The organism is Nocardia brasiliensis (genome assembly GCF_011801125.1).
Lineage (GTDB): Bacteria > Actinomycetota > Actinomycetes > Mycobacteriales > Mycobacteriaceae > Nocardia > Nocardia brasiliensis_C.
In genome coordinates this window covers 2,511,777-2,528,596 of record NZ_CP046171.1, presented here as the reverse complement: position 1 = coordinate 2,528,596, position 16,820 = coordinate 2,511,777, and the positions used below count along the sequence as shown (strand labels likewise).

Annotated in this window: 14 protein-coding genes; 1 reads left to right on the top strand and 13 read right to left on the bottom strand. The window is 70.3% G+C overall.

Features of this window, described 5'->3' with window-relative positions; translation table 11 throughout:
* Positions 1-32: 32 nt before the first annotated feature.
* The 13 genes from murC to F5X71_RS11400 all read right to left on the bottom strand — a co-directional run bounded on the left by murC (position 33) and on the right by F5X71_RS11400 (position 16,038).
* Positions 33-1,523: a UDP-N-acetylmuramate--L-alanine ligase gene (gene murC, locus F5X71_RS11460; RefSeq protein ID WP_167461921.1), complete on the bottom strand. Its 1,491-nt coding sequence runs from the start codon at positions 1,521-1,523 to the stop codon at positions 33-35.
* Positions 1,520-2,617 carry an undecaprenyldiphospho-muramoylpentapeptide beta-N-acetylglucosaminyltransferase gene (gene murG, locus F5X71_RS11455; RefSeq protein ID WP_167461920.1) on the bottom strand — a complete coding sequence of 366 codons (1,098 nt, stop codon included), beginning with the start codon at positions 2,615-2,617 and terminating at the stop codon, positions 1,520-1,522. Before murG ends, murC begins: the two co-directional genes overlap by 4 nt.
* On the bottom strand, positions 2,614-4,062 hold the full coding sequence (gene ftsW / locus F5X71_RS11450) for a putative lipid II flippase FtsW (protein ID WP_167461919.1): 1,449 nt from the start codon (positions 4,060-4,062) through the stop codon (positions 2,614-2,616). The genes murG and ftsW overlap by 4 nt, the downstream gene beginning before the upstream one ends.
* Positions 4,059-5,501 (bottom strand): UDP-N-acetylmuramoyl-L-alanine--D-glutamate ligase, encoded by a 1,443-nt coding sequence (gene murD, locus F5X71_RS11445; protein ID WP_167466392.1) that lies wholly within the window; start codon positions 5,499-5,501, stop codon positions 4,059-4,061. The genes ftsW and murD overlap by 4 nt, the downstream gene beginning before the upstream one ends.
* A 49-nt stretch (positions 5,502-5,550) precedes the next feature.
* Positions 5,551-6,627, bottom strand: a complete 1,077-nt coding sequence (gene mraY / locus F5X71_RS11440; RefSeq protein WP_029893591.1) for a phospho-N-acetylmuramoyl-pentapeptide-transferase — start codon at positions 6,625-6,627, stop codon at positions 5,551-5,553.
* Between the two features lie 76 nt (positions 6,628-6,703).
* The gene (locus F5X71_RS11435; protein WP_167461918.1) at positions 6,704-8,209 is read right to left on the bottom strand and encodes a UDP-N-acetylmuramoyl-tripeptide--D-alanyl-D-alanine ligase; all 1,506 of its coding nucleotides are present in this window, start codon (positions 8,207-8,209) and stop codon (positions 6,704-6,706) included.
* On the bottom strand, positions 8,206-9,843 hold the full coding sequence (locus F5X71_RS11430; RefSeq protein WP_238815841.1) for a UDP-N-acetylmuramoyl-L-alanyl-D-glutamate--2,6-diaminopimelate ligase: 1,638 nt from the start codon (positions 9,841-9,843) through the stop codon (positions 8,206-8,208). Before F5X71_RS11430 ends, F5X71_RS11435 begins: the two co-directional genes overlap by 4 nt.
* Before the next feature lie 91 nt (positions 9,844-9,934).
* Positions 9,935-11,698, bottom strand: a complete 1,764-nt coding sequence (locus F5X71_RS11425; RefSeq protein ID WP_167466390.1) for a peptidoglycan D,D-transpeptidase FtsI family protein — start codon at positions 11,696-11,698, stop codon at positions 9,935-9,937.
* Positions 11,699-11,832: 134 nt separating this feature from the next.
* Entirely contained in the window at positions 11,833-12,660 is an 828-nt protein-coding gene (locus F5X71_RS11420) for a hypothetical protein (RefSeq protein ID WP_167461917.1), read from the bottom strand.
* Between the two features lie 285 nt (positions 12,661-12,945).
* Entirely contained in the window at positions 12,946-13,935 is a 990-nt protein-coding gene (gene rsmH / locus F5X71_RS11415; protein ID WP_167461916.1) for a 16S rRNA (cytosine(1402)-N(4))-methyltransferase RsmH, read from the bottom strand.
* A 196-nt stretch (positions 13,936-14,131) separates the two neighbouring features.
* Positions 14,132-14,563 (bottom strand): division/cell wall cluster transcriptional repressor MraZ, encoded by a 432-nt coding sequence (gene mraZ / locus F5X71_RS11410; RefSeq protein ID WP_014983152.1) that lies wholly within the window; start codon positions 14,561-14,563, stop codon positions 14,132-14,134.
* Positions 14,564-15,024: 461 nt separating this feature from the next.
* Positions 15,025-15,450: a DUF3040 domain-containing protein gene (locus tag F5X71_RS11405; protein WP_167461915.1), complete on the bottom strand. Its 426-nt coding sequence runs from the start codon at positions 15,448-15,450 to the stop codon at positions 15,025-15,027.
* 147 nt (positions 15,451-15,597) lie between these two features.
* Entirely contained in the window at positions 15,598-16,038 is a 441-nt protein-coding gene (locus F5X71_RS11400; RefSeq protein WP_167461914.1) for an SAV_6107 family HEPN domain-containing protein, read from the bottom strand.
* Positions 16,039-16,183: 145 nt separating this feature from the next.
* Here F5X71_RS11400 and F5X71_RS11395 point away from each other — a divergent pair, with 145 nt between their 5' ends.
* The gene (locus F5X71_RS11395; protein ID WP_167461913.1) at positions 16,184-16,819 is read left to right on the top strand and encodes a GNAT family N-acetyltransferase; all 636 of its coding nucleotides are present in this window, start codon (positions 16,184-16,186) and stop codon (positions 16,817-16,819) included.
* Position 16,820 lies beyond the last annotated feature (1 nt).

The following is a 16,820-nucleotide window of genomic DNA, read 5'->3' as shown; positions in this document are numbered from 1 at the left end:
CCGATGCGGGCGCGGCCGCGTCGTCACGGCGCTCACCGCCCGTACTGGGGCCGCGCCCGTAAACCGTCCAGGATCTGACTGCCGAGCATGGTCACGTCCCCCGCGCCCATGGTGATCACCACGTCACCGGGCAGCGCGAGCCGGGCGACCTGCTTGCCCACCCGCGACATATCCGGTTGGTAGTGCACGGGTTTGGTGACCGCCTGCGCGACCAGCGCGCCGTTCACCCCCGGCAGCGGCTTCTCCCGCGCGCCGTAGACATCGAGCACGACCACCTCGTCGGCGAGGCTGAGCGCGGTGCCGAACTCCGCGGCGAAGGTGGCGGTGCGGCTGTACAGATGCGGTTGGAACACCACGATGACGCGGCCCTGGCGGGAGCGGGCGCCGTCGCGGGCCTCCTGCTGCACCAGTTCGGCCGCGGCGCCGAGCACCGCGCGCACCTCGGTCGGGTGGTGGGCGTAGTCGTCGAAGACGCGCACCCCGTTCTCCCGGCCGGAGAACTGGAACCGCCGGTGCACACCGCCGAAACCCGCCAGGCCTTGAACGATCTCGTCCACGTCCGCACCGGCCGCGCGGGCCGCGAGCAGCGCGGCCAGCGCGTTCAAGGCCATGTGCCTGCCCGGCACCGCCAGTCGCAGGGTGCGCGGGGTCGCCTCGTCGGCGAGCTGGAACTGGGCGATGCCGCCGACGTCGCGCGGCTCCCAGCTGTGCAGCCGCACCCCGACCGGAACGGGCGCGTCGGCGAGTTCGCCGGAGCCGTAACCGAGTACCCGCACGTTCTTCTCGGCCAGGCGCGCGCCGACCCGTTCGGCCAGCGCCCGCGAACCAGGGTCGTCCAGGCAGACGACGAGCAGCCCGCCCGCGCTCAACCGGTCGGCGAAGTCGTCGAAGACCTGCACGTAGGCCTCGTCGGTGCCGAAGAAGTCCAGGTGATCGGACTCGATGTTGGTGACCACCGCGACGTCGGGCTCGTACTGCAGCAGCGAGCCGTCGCTCTCGTCGGCCTCGGCGACGAAGATATCCCCGGTGCCGTGGTGGGCGTTGGTGCCCGCCTCGTTCAGCTCGCCGCCGACCGCGAAGGACGGGTCGAAGCCGCAGTGCTGCAACGACACGATGAGCATCGAGGTGGTCGAGGTCTTGCCGTGTGTGCCCGACACCAGCAGCGTGCGATGCCCCTGCATCAGCGAGGCGAGCACGGCCGGGCGCAGCAGCACCGGGATGTCGCGCCGATTCGCTTCCACCAGTTCGGGATTGGTCTTCGGGATGGCCGCGTAGGTGGTGACCACCACGGTCGGGCCGCCGGGTAAGAGGTCGAGTGCGCTGGCATCGTGACCGATGCGCACCTGCGCGCCGCGCGCCCGCAGCGCGAGCACCCCGCGACTCTCCTTGGCATCCGACCCGGAAACGGCGCCGCCCCTGGACAACAGGATGCGCGCGATCCCGGACATCCCGGCACCGCCGATGCCGACCATGTGCACCCGCTCGAGCGAGGGCGGCAACGCCGAGAGATCCTCCTCGGTCATCCGGCGACCCCCAGCACGATGCGCGCCACCTCGTCGGCGGCGTCGCGGTGCCCGGCACCGGCGGCGGCACGGCCCATCTCGATCAGCCGTGCGGGGTCCATGAGCAGCGGAATCACCTCATCGATCACGTATTTCGGCGTCAGCTCCGAATCGGGGACAATTCTGCCACCGCCCTGCCGGACCACCGGTCCGGCGTTGAGCTCCTGCTCACCGTTGCCGTGCGGCAGTGGCACGTAGAACGCGGGCAGCCCGACCGCCGACACCTCGGCGACGGTCATCGCGCCCGACCGGCAGACCACCGCGTCGGCGGCGGCATAGGCGAGGTCCATCCGGGAAAGATACGGCACCGCGACATAGCGCGCCGCACCGTCACCGGACGCGACCTCGAGTGTGTTCTTGGGGCCGTGCGCGTGCAGCACCGAGATGCCCGCCGCGGCCAGTTGCGCGGCGGCGCCGGACACCGCGTCGTTCAGGCTCAGCGCGCCCTGCGAGCCGCCGAAGACCAGCAGCACCGGCCCCTCGGCGGGCAACCCGAAATGCGCACGCGCCTCGGCCCGCAACGCGGCGCGGTCCAGCGTGGTGATGGCCGCGCGCACCGGGATGCCGACGACCTGCGCCCCGGCCAGGCCCGAATCGGGCACGGCGGCGAGCACGCGCCGGGCCCGCCGGGCGCCGACCTTGTTCGCGATGCCCGCCTTGGCGTTGGCCTCGTGCACCACCACCGGCACCGCGCGGCGCCGCCGCAGCAGACCCGGCCCGGCGGCCAGGTACGCGGGCAACGCGACATAGCCGCCGAAGCCGACGATCACATCCGCCTCGACCCGATCGATCACGGCCCTGGTCTGCGCCACCGAGGCCCGCACCCGGCCGGGCAGCCACAGCAGATCCGCGGTGGGCTTGCGGGGCAACGGAACCGGCGGGATCAGCTCGAGCGGATAACCGCGTTCGGGGACCAGCCGGGTTTCCAGGCCGCGTTCGGTACCGAGCGCCGTCACCCGGATCGAATCGTCGAGCCGACGCAGCGCGTCCGCCACCGCCAGCGCCGGCTCGATGTGGCCCGCCGTGCCGCCGCCGGCGACGATTACCGAGATCACCTAGATCTTCCCCGTTCTCTTGCGTGGTTGACCGGATAGCTTGGCTCCCATGCCCTGGTGGCCCGCAGCGAACTGGTACCCCGGCTCTCCGGCGAGCGGCGCCTGCCCGATTCGCCCTGGCCACGTCGGCCGGGCGGCAGCGCGGCCGGTCGGCCCGAGCGCGGTGCCCTACCCCGTTGCGCGGACTTCGCCCTGGCGGCGCCGGCCCGCGCCGGCGAGTACACCTCGGGCTTGGGCAGGCGCAGCAGCCTGCTGAATCTACCGTCCTGCCCGGCGTGCAGCGCCGAAACCGCCTCCGGCTCATGCCGGGCCGCGTTGGCGATGATGCCGAACATGAACAGCGTGATGGCCAGTGACGAGCCGCCCGCCGACACCAGCGGCAGCTGCAGGCCGGTCACCGGCAGCAGCCCGACCACGTAGCCGATGTTGATCAGGGCCTGCCCGGTGATCCACGTCGTCGCGGTCGCGGTGAGCAACCGCAAGAACGGATCCACCGAGCGGCTCGCGATGCGCAGCCCGGTGTAGACGAACAGCGCGAACAGCCCGAGCACCAGGGCGCAGCCGAGAAAGCCGAGTTCCTCGCCGATGATGGCGAAGATGAAGTCGTTGTGCGAGTTGGGCAGATAGCTCCACTTGGCCCGGCTCTGCCCGAGGCCTCGGCCCCAGATACCGCCGTCGGCCAGCGAGAACAACGCCTGGCGCGCTTGGTAGTTGATGCCCTGCGGGTCGTCACCGGGGTTGAAGAACGCGCGCATCCGATCGGACCGGTAGCCGGCCGAGAGCGCGAGCACCGCCGCGGCGATCATGCCGGAGACCGAGATCGTGATGAACAGGCGCAGCGGCAGGCCGCCGAACCAGAGCAGCGCCGCGAGCACGATGCCGAGCGCGATGGTGGTGGACAGGTTCGGTTCCACCACCACGAGCAGGCAGACGAGCAGGCCCGCGGGCACCAGCGGCATCAGGATGTCCTTGAGGCCGGCATGCTCGGAGCGCCGCGACGCGAGCAGGTGCGCGCCCCAGACGACCAGGGTGACCTTCACGATCTCCGACGGCTGCACCGAGAACAGGCCGAGATCGATCCAGCGCCGCGCGCCCTGCACCTTGGAACCGATGCCGGGCACCAGCACCAGCACCAGCCCGAGCACCGAGATCACGAACAGCGGGAACGACCACTGCCGCAGCCTGCGCAACGGAATCCGCAGCGCCAGATAGAACAGCACCGCGCCGATCGCCGCGAACATCGCCTGCTGGATGAACAGCGAGTACGCCGAGCCGCCGTCGGCATAGGCCTCCACGCTCGACGCCGAGAGCACCATCACCAGGCCGAGCACCGTCAGCAGCGTGGCGATGGTGACCACCAGGTGGAACGACGCGAGCGGCCGCGCCAGCCAGGCCACGAACCGGGCACCGGCTCCTGGATCGCTACGCCGCGCGGAATCGGTCATAGCTGCCGCCCGACGTCACCGTCTTCCAGTGCGTGCACCGACGCCGCGAAACTGCGGCCCCGATGCGTGTAATCGGTGAACATGTCCAACGACGCCGCGGCGGGGGCGAGCAGTACGGTGTCTCCGCGACGGGCGAACCCGGCCGCGGCCCGTACCGCCCGCGCCATCACGGCGTCGGCCTTGTCGGTTCTCGACGCGTCGGCACCCATCCCTGCATCGTCTCCCGCGATCAGCTCGACGACCGGGACCTCGGGCGCGTGTCGCGCCAACGCGGCCGCGAATACCGGCGCGTCGGCCCCGATCAGCACCACGGCGACCAACCGATCGGCGACCTCCTCGACGAGATCCTCGATCTGGGCGCCCTTGAGCTGTCCGCCCGCGAGCCAGACCACCTGCGGATGGGCCAGGATCGCGGTGCGCGCGGCGTGCGGGTTGGTGGCCTTGGAGTCATCGATGAACTCGACCCCGCCCACCTCGGCGACGAACGCCGAGCGGTGCGGGCCGACCTTGTGCTCGACCAGGCCTTCCCGGATGAACTGCGGGGCAACATCGATGGCACGGGTCAGCGCGGCGGCCGCGAGCGCGTCGGCCACACCCGCCGGTCCCGGCGGGCTGATGTCGCCGACCTCGGCGAGGATCGCGGCCTTGGTGAACGCCCGATCCAGCAGCTTGCCGTCGACCACGCCGAGTTCGCCGTCGGCGGGCACGCCGATCCGGAAGCCGACGGTCCGGCGCGCCTTGCTGCGCCGGGCCAGCGCGGCCGCCACCGGGTCGTCGAGCCCGACCACGCCGACGCGACCGAACAGCGCCCGCGCCTTGGCCGCGGCGTAGGCGTCGAGGCCGCCGTGCCAATCCAGGTGATCCTCGGCCACATTGAGCACCACGCCCGCCTCGGGACGCACCGAGGGCGCCCAGTGCAGCTGGAACGAGGACAGCTCGACGGCGAGCACCTGCGGACCGGGGTTGCGCCGCAACGCGTCCAGGATCGGCAGGCCGATATTGCCGCACGCGACGCTGGGGATGCCCGCGGCGCGCAGGATGGCGTGGGTCATCTGCGTGGTGGTGGTCTTGCCGTTGGTGCCGGTGACCACCAGCCACTTGCGCACCGGCCCGTAGATCCTGGCTTGATCCACCCACCAGGCGAATTCGACGTCGCCCCAGACCGGCGTGCCCTCGGCGACCGCGGCGGCCAGCACCGGCGAGTCGGGCCGCCAGCCCGGACTGGTGATCACCAGCGCGAACCGGCTCCAGTCGGTGGATTCGAGTTCGACGCAGGTGGCGATGTCCAGGCCGAGCCCGGCCGCCTCGGCCAGCGCCGCGGCGCCGCCGTCGGTGACCACCGGGCGCGCCCCGATATCGCGTAGCGGCTCGACCAGCGAGCGCCCCGATACGCCCCAGCCCGCGACGAGAACGTCACGGCCACGCAGGAATTCGAGCATGGGCCCTGGTGTGCGCAGGGCCCGGGGAGAATGTTCGACCATCGCTAGTTCACCCGACCGCAGAGAGATATTCGCTGTAGAACAAACCGAGTCCGACCGCGGACGCTATCGCGGCCAATAGCCAGAACCTGATGATCACCGTGGTTTCGGCCCATTTACTGAGTTCGAAGTGATGATGGAACGGCGCCATCTTGAACAGCCGGTTGCGCGTGGTGCGGTACACCGCCACCTGCAGTACCACCGAGAGCGTCTCGGCGACGAACAGCGCGCCGATCACGATCATCAGCAGTTCGGTGCGGGTGGTGATGGACAGCCCGGCCAGCAGGCCGCCCAGCGCCAGCGAACCGGTGTCACCCATGAAGATCTTGGCGGGCGCGGCATTCCACCACAGGAACCCGACGCACGCGGCGGCGCCCGCGGCGCACACCAGCGCCAGATCGAGCGGGTCACGCACGTTGTAGCAACCGGTTTCGGGCTTGGTCTCGCAGGCGTGGTAGTACTGCCAGAAGGTGATCACCACATAACCGCCGAGCACCAGGCTCATCGAACCGGCCGCGAGCCCGTCCAGTCCGTCGGTGAGGTTCACCGCGTTGGACCAGGCGACGACGACCAGGCAGACGAACACCAGGAATACGACGACACCCATTGTCACCGTGCTGATGTCGCGCACATAGGACAGGTGCCTGCTGGCCGGGGTGAGCCCGCTCGCACCGCGGAACTGCAGGGCGAGCACGCCGAAGACCACGGCGGAGGTCAGCTGACCGAGATACTTGCCCGCGGCGGTGAGGCCGAGGTTGCGCTGCTTACGGATCTTGATGAAGTCGTCGACGAAGCCGACCCCGCCCAGCGCGGTGGCCAGGCCGAGCACCAGCAGACCCGATGCCGAAGGGCCATCGGCGTTGTAGCCGATGCCGATCAGGTGCGAGCCGAGGTATCCGGCCCACATGCCGACGATGATCGCGACGCCGCCCATCGTGGGGGTGCCGCGCTTGGCCTGGTGACTGGCCGGGCCGTCGACCCGGATCTCCTGGCCGAAACCCTGTTTGGCGAACATCTTGATCAGCAACGGGGTCAGCAGGATCGAGACGGCGAGCGCGATCGCCGCCGCGAACAGGATTTGCCTCACGACACTGCCTCACTGACGCTCGGCGCCGCCGCTAGGCCAGGGGTCGCCGCGCCCATGGTTCGCTCGCTCCGCTGCCTCACTGCAACGCCTCCGGCTCGTTGTGGTCGCGCTCGGTATTGATCAGATGCTCGGCGACTGCCCAGAGGCCCACCGACTTCGACGCTTTCACCAGCACCACGTCCCCGGCGGCGACTTCCTCGTCGAGCAACGCGATGGCGGCGCCGATATCGGGCACCAGGATCGACTCCTCACCCCATGAGCCTTCCATCACCGCTCCCTGATGCATCGCGCGGGACGGCCTTCCGGATCCGACGACGATCAGCCGGTCCACATCCAACCGCACCGCGAGCCGTCCGATGCGGTCGTGTTCGATCACCGATTCCTCGCCCAGTTCGCCCATTTCGCCGAGCACCGCCCAGCTGCGGCGCGGGGTCTGCCCGGCCCTGGACATGGTGACCAGCGCCTTGAGCGCGGCTCGCACCGAGTCCGGGTTGGCGTTGTAGGAATCGTTGACGACGGTGACCCCGTCGGCGGTGGTGCGCACGTCCATCCGGCGCTCGGACGCGGCGCGCGCGCCGGAGAGCGCGGCGGCGATCGCGTCCAACTCGGCACCGCACTCCAGCGCGACCGCGATCGCGGAAAGCGCGTTGCCGACCTGATGTTCGCCGTGCACGGCCAGGCGCACCGGCGCGCTGCCCGCGGCGGTGTGCACGGTGAAGACGGCGCGTGCCTGATCGTCGAGGCGGACGTCGGTGGCCCTGATGTCGGCACCCTCGGAGAGCCCGACGGTCACCACCCGCGCGGTCGTGCGCGCGGCCATCGCGGCCACCTGCGGGTCGTCGGCGTTGAGCACGGCGAGGCCGGTCGGCGCAAGCGCCTGCACCAGTTCGCCTTTGGTCTTGGCGATGGCTTCGCGGCTGCCGAACTCGCCGAGGTGCGCGGTGCCGACATTGAGCACGACGCCGACGGTCGGCGGGGCGACCTCGGCCAGCGCGGCGATGTGTCCCGGCCCCCTGGCCGAGAGCTCGAGCACCAGGAATCGGGTATCGGCATTGGCGCGCAAGGCCGTCCACGGGTGACCGAGCTCGTTGTTGAACGAACCGGGCGGGGCGACGACGGGGCCGAGCGGGGCGAGCACCGCGGCGAGCAGGTCCTTGGTGGAGGTCTTACCGGAGGAACCGGTCACCCCGATCACCGTGAGAGTTCCCGCGGCGGTGAGCCGTTGCACGCTCGCGCGGGCCAGGTCGGCGAGGGCGGCCAGCGCGGCCGCGCCCGATCCATCCGAATCCCCGCTCAGCGCAACCGAACTCGACGGCACCGCGCCGGAGTTCGGCGTGACCACGAGCGCGGGCACGCCGACCGGGCGCGCGGCGAGCACGGCCGTCGCCCCCGCGGCGACGGCCGCGGCCGCGTAGTCGTGGCCGTCCACGTTGTCCCCCGGCAGGGCCAGGAACAGATCACCGGGACCGATTCGGCGCGAATCGAATTCGACCGAACCGGTTACGCGCACCTCCGGGTCGGGCACGTCGTGCAGCGTGGCGCCCACGACGTCCGCGATCTCCCGCAGTGTCATCTCGATCATGAAACCGTCAAGTCCTCCGCGTCCGCGTGGTGCGGACTTCGCCTGTCCAGTGCCGCCGCGAGCACCTCGCGATCGTCGAACGGGTGCTTCACGCCCTGGATCTCCTGCCCTGCCTCGTGGCCCTTGCCCGCGACCAGAACCACGTCGCCGGGCCGTGCCCAATTCACTGCCGCCGCAATGGCTTCGGCACGATCACCGAGCTCGAGCACGGTACCGCGCGCGGCTTCGGGCAGTTCCAGCGCACCCGCCCGCAGTGCCGCCCTGATGCTCGCCGGGTCCTCGCTGCGCGGGTTGTCGTCGGTGATGATCAGCAGGTCGGCGTGCGCGCCCACCGCGCCCATCATCGCGCGTTTGCCCGCGTCGCGGTCCCCGCCCGCGCCGACGACCACGGCGAGGCGCCCCGGCGCCTGGGGTGAGTCGTCGGCGAGATAGCCACGCAGCGTGGCGATCACCGATTCCAGCGCGGCGGGCTTGTGCGCGTAGTCGACGATCGCGAGGAAGTCCTGGCCGCGCTCGACCCGCTGCATTCGCCCCGGCACGTCCACGGTGGCCAGCGCGGGCGCGGCCACCGCGGCATCGACACCCGCCGCCGCGCAGATCGCCACCGCGAGCAGGCCGTTGGCCACGTTGTAGCGGCCGGGCAGGCGTAGGCGCACATCGACGGTGCCGTCCGGGCCCGCGGCGGTGAACTCCTGCTCGCCGCCGTGCGCGGTGATCGCGCCGTCGAGCGACCAATCACTGGTCGCGACGTGCTCCGGCGTGGCGGTCTGCTCCGGGGCGTGCGGGCGCAGCTCGACGGTGGAGACCGTGATCGGCGCGTCCAGACCGTCCGCGAGCCTGCGTCCCCACTGATCGTCGACGCAGACCACCGCGGTGCGCGCGGCGATCGGCGAGGCCGGTTCGAACAGCCTGCGCTTGGCGGCGAAGTAGTCCTCGAAATCGGCGTGGAAGTCCAGGTGATCCTGCGACAGGTTGGTGAACGCGCCGACGGTGAACCGCACGCCGTCGACCCGCCCCAGCGCGAGCGCGTGGCTGGACACCTCCATCACCACCGCGTCCACGCCCTGCTCGACCATCAGCGCGAACATCGCGTGCAGCTGCGGCGCCTCCGGCGTGGTCAGCGCGCTCGGCACCCGGCGACCGCCGATCCTGGTCTCGATGGTGCCGATCAGCGCCGTGGACAGGCCCGCGGCGGCCAGGCCCGCCTCCACCAGGTACGAGGTGGTGGTCTTGCCCGAGGTGCCGGTGATCCCGATGATGCGCAGCCGCTCGCACGGACGGCCGTAGACGGCCGCGGACAGCTCACCGAGCGCCGCGCGCGGATCCTCCCGCACCAGCACGGGCACCGGCAGCGCCCCGGCCAGCTCGGCCCCCGCCGCGTCGGTGTACACCGCCACCGCGCCGCGTTCGACCGCGTCCGCGGCGAACCGGGCACCGTGCGCCCGCGCCCCGGGCAGGGCCACGAACAGATCACCGGGCACCACCGCCCCCGAGCGCTGTTCGATGCCGGTCACCGACACCGCGTCCACCGACCGCACGCCGGTCGGCTCCGCCCCGACGGCGGCGGCCAGCGCGGCCAGCGGCGTCACAGGTGGCTGGGCGGGCCGCAACGTACGCGGTTCACCGGACTGCACAGAAATCAGGCTCCTCTCGGCGGCGACGATCGACGTGTCAGGTTACCGGCGACCGATCACCGCGCGACACGCACGGTCTGCACCGGAGGCATTACCCGGCTTGCAGGACAAACTTCTTGGACGGTTCCGGCGACGGCGGAACGCGGTCGCGCTGCAACGCCCAGGAGGCGATGCTGTGGAACAGCGGCGCCGCCGACTGACCACCACTGCCGTCCGAGCTGCGTACCGGGTCGTCGAGCATGAGGCCGACGACGTAGCGCGGATTGTCCGCCGGGGCGATGCCCGCGAAGGTGATGTAGTAGCTGTCGCTGGAGTAGCAGTGGCAGCGCGGGTCGGTCTTCTGCGCCGTGCCGGTCTTGCCCGCGATCTGGTAGCCCTCGACCGCCGCGGACGCGCCGGTGCCGTTCTGGTTGGCGTTCATCGGGTCACGCTGGGTCACGGCCTGGAACATGGTGCGCAGCGTGGCCGCGGTCTGCGGGCTCACCACCCGGACGCCGTCGGGCTGCGGCTCGTCGCTGCGGGTGCCGTCCGGCCCGATCTTGGCCTTGACGATGCGCGGCGGGATGCGCACACCGTCGTTCGCGATGGTCTGGTACATGCCGGTCATCTGCAGCGTGGTCATCGAAAGCCCCTGCCCGATGGGCAGGTTCGCGAACGTACCGCCGGACCACTGATCCCGGGCAGGCACCCGCCCGCTGCTCTCGCCGGGCAGGCCGACCCCGGTGCGCTGGCCGAGGCCGAACCGGGAGAGCATGTCCGCATAACGGTCCTCGCCGACCCGCTGGGCCAGCATCAGCGTGCCGACGTTGGAGGAGCGGCCGAAGATGCCGGTGGTGGTGTAGGGCGCGACACCGTGCTCCCACGCGTCGTTGACGGTGACCCCGGCCATCCGAATGCTGCCCGGAACCTGGTGCACCTCATCGGGAGTGGTCAACCCGTACTCGATCGCGGCGGCCGCGGTGACGATCTTGTTCACCGAGCCGGGCTCGAACGGGGCGGTCACCGACGGATTGCTCATCCCGGCCGAATCCCACGTGGACGGCGGCAGTTGCGGGTTGAAGGTGTTGTCGTTGGCCATGGCCAGCACCTGGCCGGTCTTGGCGTCGAGCACCACCGCGGAGGCGCCCTGCGCGCCGGACATGTCCCTGGCCTGCTGCACCTGCTGCTGCACGTAGTACTGCAGATCCGAGTCGATGGTCAACTCGACGCCGTTGCCGTTCACGGCGTTCTGCTCGTCGCGCCAGCTGCCCGGGATGACCGCGCCGTCGGAGCCGCGGTCGTAGGTGTGCGAACCGTCGGTGCCCGCGAGCACCGAGTCCAGCGACGATTCGAGGCCGATCTGGCCGTGCCCGTCCCAGCCGGTGGCGCCGATCACGTTGGCCGCCAACGACCCACCGGGATACTCGCGCGGGTACTGGGAGTCGACGCCGACCTCGGGGAATTGGGTACGGACATCGGCGGCGATCCGCGGATCGACACCGCGCGCCAGGTAGACGAACGGTTCGTCGCTGTTCAGTTTGGCGAGCAGATCAGCTTCCGCGGGGCCGGACTTGCCGAGCAGCGTGTGCACCGTCTTCGCGATCGCCTTCAACCGCTCCTGCGGATCAGGCGCCTTGGCGCTCTTGGCCTTCGCGTCGGCGAGCCGCTTGCGCACGATCACCGGCTGGAAGGTCAGCTCCTTCGCCGCGACGGTGAACGCCAGCGACTTTCCGTTGCGATCGGTGATCGGCCCGCGCACCGCGTAGTCGGGCTCCTTGGTCACCCGCTGACTCGCCGCCTGCGCGGAAAGTCCTGGGGCTTTGATGGTTTGGATCTGTAACAGCTGTAACGCGACGACGCCGAGCGCGAGCAGCATCGCGATCCGGCCGGCGCCGAGCCGCCGCCGCAGCGGGCCGCCCTTACCGCCCTTGCCGGGCTTGGCGGCCTTGGACCGGGTGGTCCTGGCTGGACCAGGCCCACGGCGGCGACGCGGCGCGGGCCTGGTCTGCGTCACCGTTGGCCTCCGTCGCCCGGAAGTTCTTGCGGCTGCGGGGTTTCCGCGGGGGGCTGAGCCGGATCGGCGGCCGGCTGCGGTGTTTCGGCCTGCGCGGCCGCCTCCGCCTGCGGGATCGCCTCCGGCTGCGGCGCGGCGGGCACCGGCGACGCGGGCACCGGGCTGGCGGGCACCGGGCTCACCGGGGCGGCGTTGGCCTGAATATTGTTGCCGGGCAACGGCAGCGGCGCCGCAGGGGTGGACGGCGTGGTCGTCACCGGCATCACCCGCTCACCGCGCGCCTGGGCGTTGTCCACGGGCAGCGGTGCGGGCGCGGACGGCGAGACGTTCAACGGCGGCACCGGCGGTCCCTGCGCCGGAGTCGGTTTGCCGATCACCGTGACGGTGCCGTCCGGGGCGAGCACGATGCGGGCCGGGTCCTTGGCCGGGATCATGCCCAGCTCACGGGCGCGGGCGGCCAGCTCCGGCGCGGAATCGGCGCCCTCGACCTCGCGCTGCAGGGCCGCACGCTCGTCGGCGAGCCGCTTGTTGGTCGCCCGGATATCGCCGAGCTGGTAGCTGTCCTCGGCGGCGCGGGTGGTCAGCAGCAGCGTCAGTGCCAAACCACAGCCGAGCAGCGCGATGATCGCCACCACGAACGGAATCCGCGTGGCCATGACCGAACCCCGCCGCAGCGGCAGATCGGGTGTGTCCGAACGGCTTTCGGCGCGCGTGCGGCGCCGCGCGTAGGCCCGCTGCGCGGCGCCCGACTTCACCCGCTCCGACTCGTGCGCCCGGCGGGCGATGCGCCCCGGCGACTGGACGGTCCGCGTCCGAATACTCATGATCGCGCCTCGCTGCCGCTCGACCCGATCATGTGCATGGCACGCCGGCACATGATTCGCTCACTACGTTCGCTCATGTTTCAGTCCCCTCGAGAGTCTGTGCGGGACGTCCGGCCTCCCTTGTCCAGGTCCCGCACCCGGTCCGCCGGAGGGCGACAGCGCCGACGCGTCCCCTCCGACCTCCTGTGATCGATGCGGGACGCACCCGCATCCGTCTCCATCGGCCGCGTGTCCAGGCGGGCCATCCGCGCTCGGCCGCGGGGGCGAGCGCCACGTGTGCGCGTCTCATCCCCGCTCCTGGATTCGCTCTGCGGCGCGCATGCGCACCGGAGCGGCACGCGGGTTCTCCTCGATCTCCGCCTCGGTCGCCTTCTCCGCGCCGCGGGTGAGCATCCGGAATTCCGGTCCCATGCCCGGTAATTCGACCGGCAGGTCCACCGGGGTCCTGGAGGCCGCGCGCGGCGCGAACTCCTGCTTGACCACCTTGTCTTCCAGCGATTGATACGACATGACGACGATCCGGCCGCCGACCCGCAGCGCGTCCATGGCCGCGGGCAGCGCGGCGCGCAGCGAATCGAGTTCGCTGTTCACCTCCACCCGCAAGGCCTGGAAGGTCCGCTTGGCCGGATGTCCGCCGGTTCGCCGGGTCGCCGCGGGAATGGTCGCGTAGAGCAGCTCGACCAGCTCGGCACTGGTGGTGAACGGCCGCTGCTGCCGACGGCGTACCACCTCCGAGGCGATCTTGCCCGCGAAGCGTTCCTCGCCATAGGTTTTCAGAACGCGGGCCAGCTCGCCGTGGCTGTAGGTGTTGAGCACGTCGGCGGCGGTACGCCCGGTGGTCGGGTCCATCCGCATGTCCAGCGGCGCGTCGATCGAATACGCGAAGCCGCGCTCGGCCTCGTCGAGCTGCATCGACGAGACGCCGAGGTCCATCAGAATGCCGGAGACCGAGCCGACGGCGCGCAGGCCAGCCTCGCTCAGCGCCGCCGCGATGCCGTCATATCGAGTGTGTACCAAGGTGATTCGGTCCGCGAAGGGCGCGAGCCGGTCACCGGCCAATTTCAGGGCAGTGGTGTCGCGGTCCAGTCCGACCAGGCGCAGGCCGGGATAGGTGCGTAGGAAATGCTCGGCGTGCCCGCCTAATCCGAGGGTCGCGTCCAGGTACACGGCGCCGGGCTCGGTGAGCGCGGGACCGAGCAGCGCATCGGCGCGGCCTAGGAGAACCGGAATATGCCGGGGCTCACGCGGGTCGTCCAGGTGCTGTTCATGGTTCACCTCGACCTCCCGGGATCTGCCTCGCTTCGTTGCGCACCGCGCACGGGTCGCCTTGTTCCACAATGCTTTTGCATAAGAAACCGTTGCCGGAGACGAATGCCCCGTGGTCTCTGACCGAGCCGCGGCACCTGGCGTCGGGGAAGTACGTCAGGGTCCGCGTCCGGGCAGAGGCCGCGCGGCACTCGTTCGCTCGGGGCTAGAAGATTCCGCCCAGCGACTCGTCTCTCGCTTGCGAGAAATCCTCCTCGTGCTCGGCGAGGTAGGAGTCCCACGCCTGCTTGTCCCATATTTCGAGGAAATCGACCGAGCCGATCACCACGCAATCCCGTTGCAGGTTCGCGTAGCGCCGATGTTCGGCCGACAACACGATCCGGCCCTGCGCGTCCGGACGCTGTTCGTCCGTACCGGCCGCGAGTGCCCGGACGAACGCGCGAGCCTGCGGGTTGCTTCGAGACGCCGCCGCGGCTCGGCGAGCGAGCGCGGTGAACTCTTCTCTGGGGTACACGGCAAGGCTGTGGTCCTGACCCTTCGTGACCATCAACCCTCCCGCCAGATCGTCTCGAAATTTCGCAGGCAACGTGAGTCGCCCCTTGTCGTCCAAGCGAGGTGTGTAGGTACCGAGAAACAACTCGATACCTCCCTAGTCGATCACCTCGATGGTCGGCCTTTCCTGTGGTGCGCGCTCCACATTACCCCACTTTCCCCCACTTTCAATCGAAACCGCCGGTGATCTGGCTCCCCGTCCAGACGATTCCGCAGGTCACCCCAGCTATCACCCAGGTGGAGAACTTTTTGCGTGTTCTGCCGACACGCACGGTCCGCCTGGACAAACGCCCGGAAACACTCAGCAAACACCCCGGGTGCGGGTCGAACCCGGCCACAGAGGGGGCAGAGTGGGGCAACCGCGTGGGGCGGAGTGGGGAATCTTGATGCGGCGCGTCGACCCACCCCGAGACACGAGACGGCGACGCCGCACCTCATCGGTGCGGCGTCGCCGTCTGTGCTGAAGTTGTCAGGCGCCGAGCAGGCTGTTCACCGCGGTGGGTGCGGACGTCGTCACCGGTCCGCACCGAACCCGCCTGGCGAGTCCTATTCCTGCTCGAACCGGCGTCGGAAGCGATCTTCCATGCGCTCGGAGAAGCCGCCCGACTTGCGTTGGCGGCTACGCCCACTCGGTCCGTTGCTCGGACCACCGGGAGCGGCGTCACCGCCGGACCGATCGCCCGTGGTGATGCTCTTGGATCCGCCGAGCAGCAAAAGCACGCCCGCGGCGAACATCACGATGAATCCGACCAGACTGATGATCGGAAAGCCGCCCGGCTTCACTGGAGCAGCGATGCCGGCGACAAGTAGAAACAGACCAAGGACGAACAGGGCCGCGGCCTGGAGTCTGCGACGACTCGAGGTCGAGCGAAGGCGTCCGCCGCGGACGGACGACGCGAACTTCGGATCCTCAGCATAGAGCGCGCTCTCGATCTGTTCGAGCATGCGCTGCTCGTGCTCGGAGAGTGGCACGGTACCTCCCCCGGCACTAGGCGTGGCTGTCGCCTCCGGGTAGGCGACTGATAGCCGACCTTGGCGGCTATCTGTCACCAATGATACGAGTTCGATCAGGGGCGTACCACCTAGTCGACCATAACTATGCGGTCGTGCCGCCTGTCACTATCCGGTCAGGCCGCCCGTCCAGCCCGGCGCGGGTCGCAAACGGGCTGATGCGGACAGCAGATCCTCCACGTCGTGCAGGAATGCGCCTACCCGCGAAGAGAACTCGTCGGCCTCCCGCTCGTCGACATCACGATCGAGTCCGGCCTCCAGCGCGGCGCGCAACTCCGAGCGCGAGCTGAAGTAGTCGGCCCACATCGTGAACTCGGGTGCGGCGCCCTGCATGAGCACCCACGCGTTGCGTGAGCGCGCCCGCGGCGCGCGATCGGCTCCGGTCAGCGCGATCACCGCGCCTGCGCCGCGCAACGCGGCGAGATAGGCGGTGCGGAACCGTTCCCTCGGGTCACGCTCCCCCGCCGCCTCCATGAGCAGGCCATCGGCCCGCTTCAGCAGCTTGCCCGCACGACCGGGCTGCCCTGGATGTTCGATCCGACCAGACATCTCCGGAGTCCCTTCACGACCTGAGCACCTGGAGCCAACACAGCCTTGGTGTGACCGAACAGGCATTCGAACGTTTGAATTGAGATTGAATATAGAGACGCCCACCGACAAACTTCCGCGCCCGCGCTGTGGACCGACGAGAGCCATGACCGCCGTCAAGCCCAATCACACTCCCGCACCTGTCGTCGTCGACCTCTCCGTCGCGACCCTGCGCTCCCGGCTGCACGATGCGCTGGCGGTGTACGTCGCGGCGATGGACTATCCGCGCGGCACCGAACACCATCGCGCGCCCATGTGGACCGAGCACACCACACGGGCGGGCTGGCAGGCGGTCGCCGCCGTCGTCCCCGAGGACTCCGGCGAGGTGGACCTGCGTTCGGCGCCGATCGTGGCGATCGCCTACGGCTACCGTGGCGCGGCGCACCAGTGGTGGCACCAGCAGGTGCACAGCGGGATGCGACGCTCCGGCTGGCCGGAAAACTCTGCGCGCGAGCTGCTTTCGGACTACTTCGAGCTCACCGAGCTGCACGTGCACCCGACGGCGCAGGGCCGCGGCATCGGCGCCACGCTGCTCGAACGGCTGCTGCGCGAGCGCACCGAACAGGCCGTGCTGCTGTCCACCCCCGAGGTGGATCGGGAGGACAACCGGGCCTGGCGGCTGTACCGGCGGCAGGGATTCGGTGACGTGGTGCGGAATTTCGTGTTCGCAGGCGACAACCGGCCCTTCGCCATCCTCGGCAGGCGGTTGCCGCTGTACCCGGCCACGACCGAGCAGTCGTGAG

Coding starts and splice junctions, on each gene's coding strand:
- murC (WP_167461921.1), bottom strand. CDS start 1,523: ATGACCGAGGAGGATCTCTCGGCGTTGCCGCCCTCGCTCGAGCGGGTG.
- ftsW (WP_167461919.1), bottom strand. CDS start 4,062: ATGACCGATTCCGCGCGGCGTAGCGATCCAGGAGCCGGTGCCCGGTTC.
- murD (WP_167466392.1), bottom strand. CDS start 5,501: ATGCTCGAATTCCTGCGTGGCCGTGACGTTCTCGTCGCGGGCTGGGGC.
- F5X71_RS11435 (WP_167461918.1), bottom strand. CDS start 8,209: ATGATCGAGATGACACTGCGGGAGATCGCGGACGTCGTGGGCGCCACG.
- F5X71_RS11425 (WP_167466390.1), bottom strand. CDS start 11,698: ATGCTGCTCGCGCTCGGCGTCGTCGCGTTACAGCTGTTACAGATCCAA.
- F5X71_RS11420 (WP_167461917.1), bottom strand. CDS start 12,660: ATGAGTATTCGGACGCGGACCGTCCAGTCGCCGGGGCGCATCGCCCGC.
- F5X71_RS11400 (WP_167461914.1), bottom strand. CDS start 16,038: ATGTCTGGTCGGATCGAACATCCAGGGCAGCCCGGTCGTGCGGGCAAG.
- F5X71_RS11395 (WP_167461913.1), top strand. CDS start 16,184: ATGACCGCCGTCAAGCCCAATCACACTCCCGCACCTGTCGTCGTCGAC.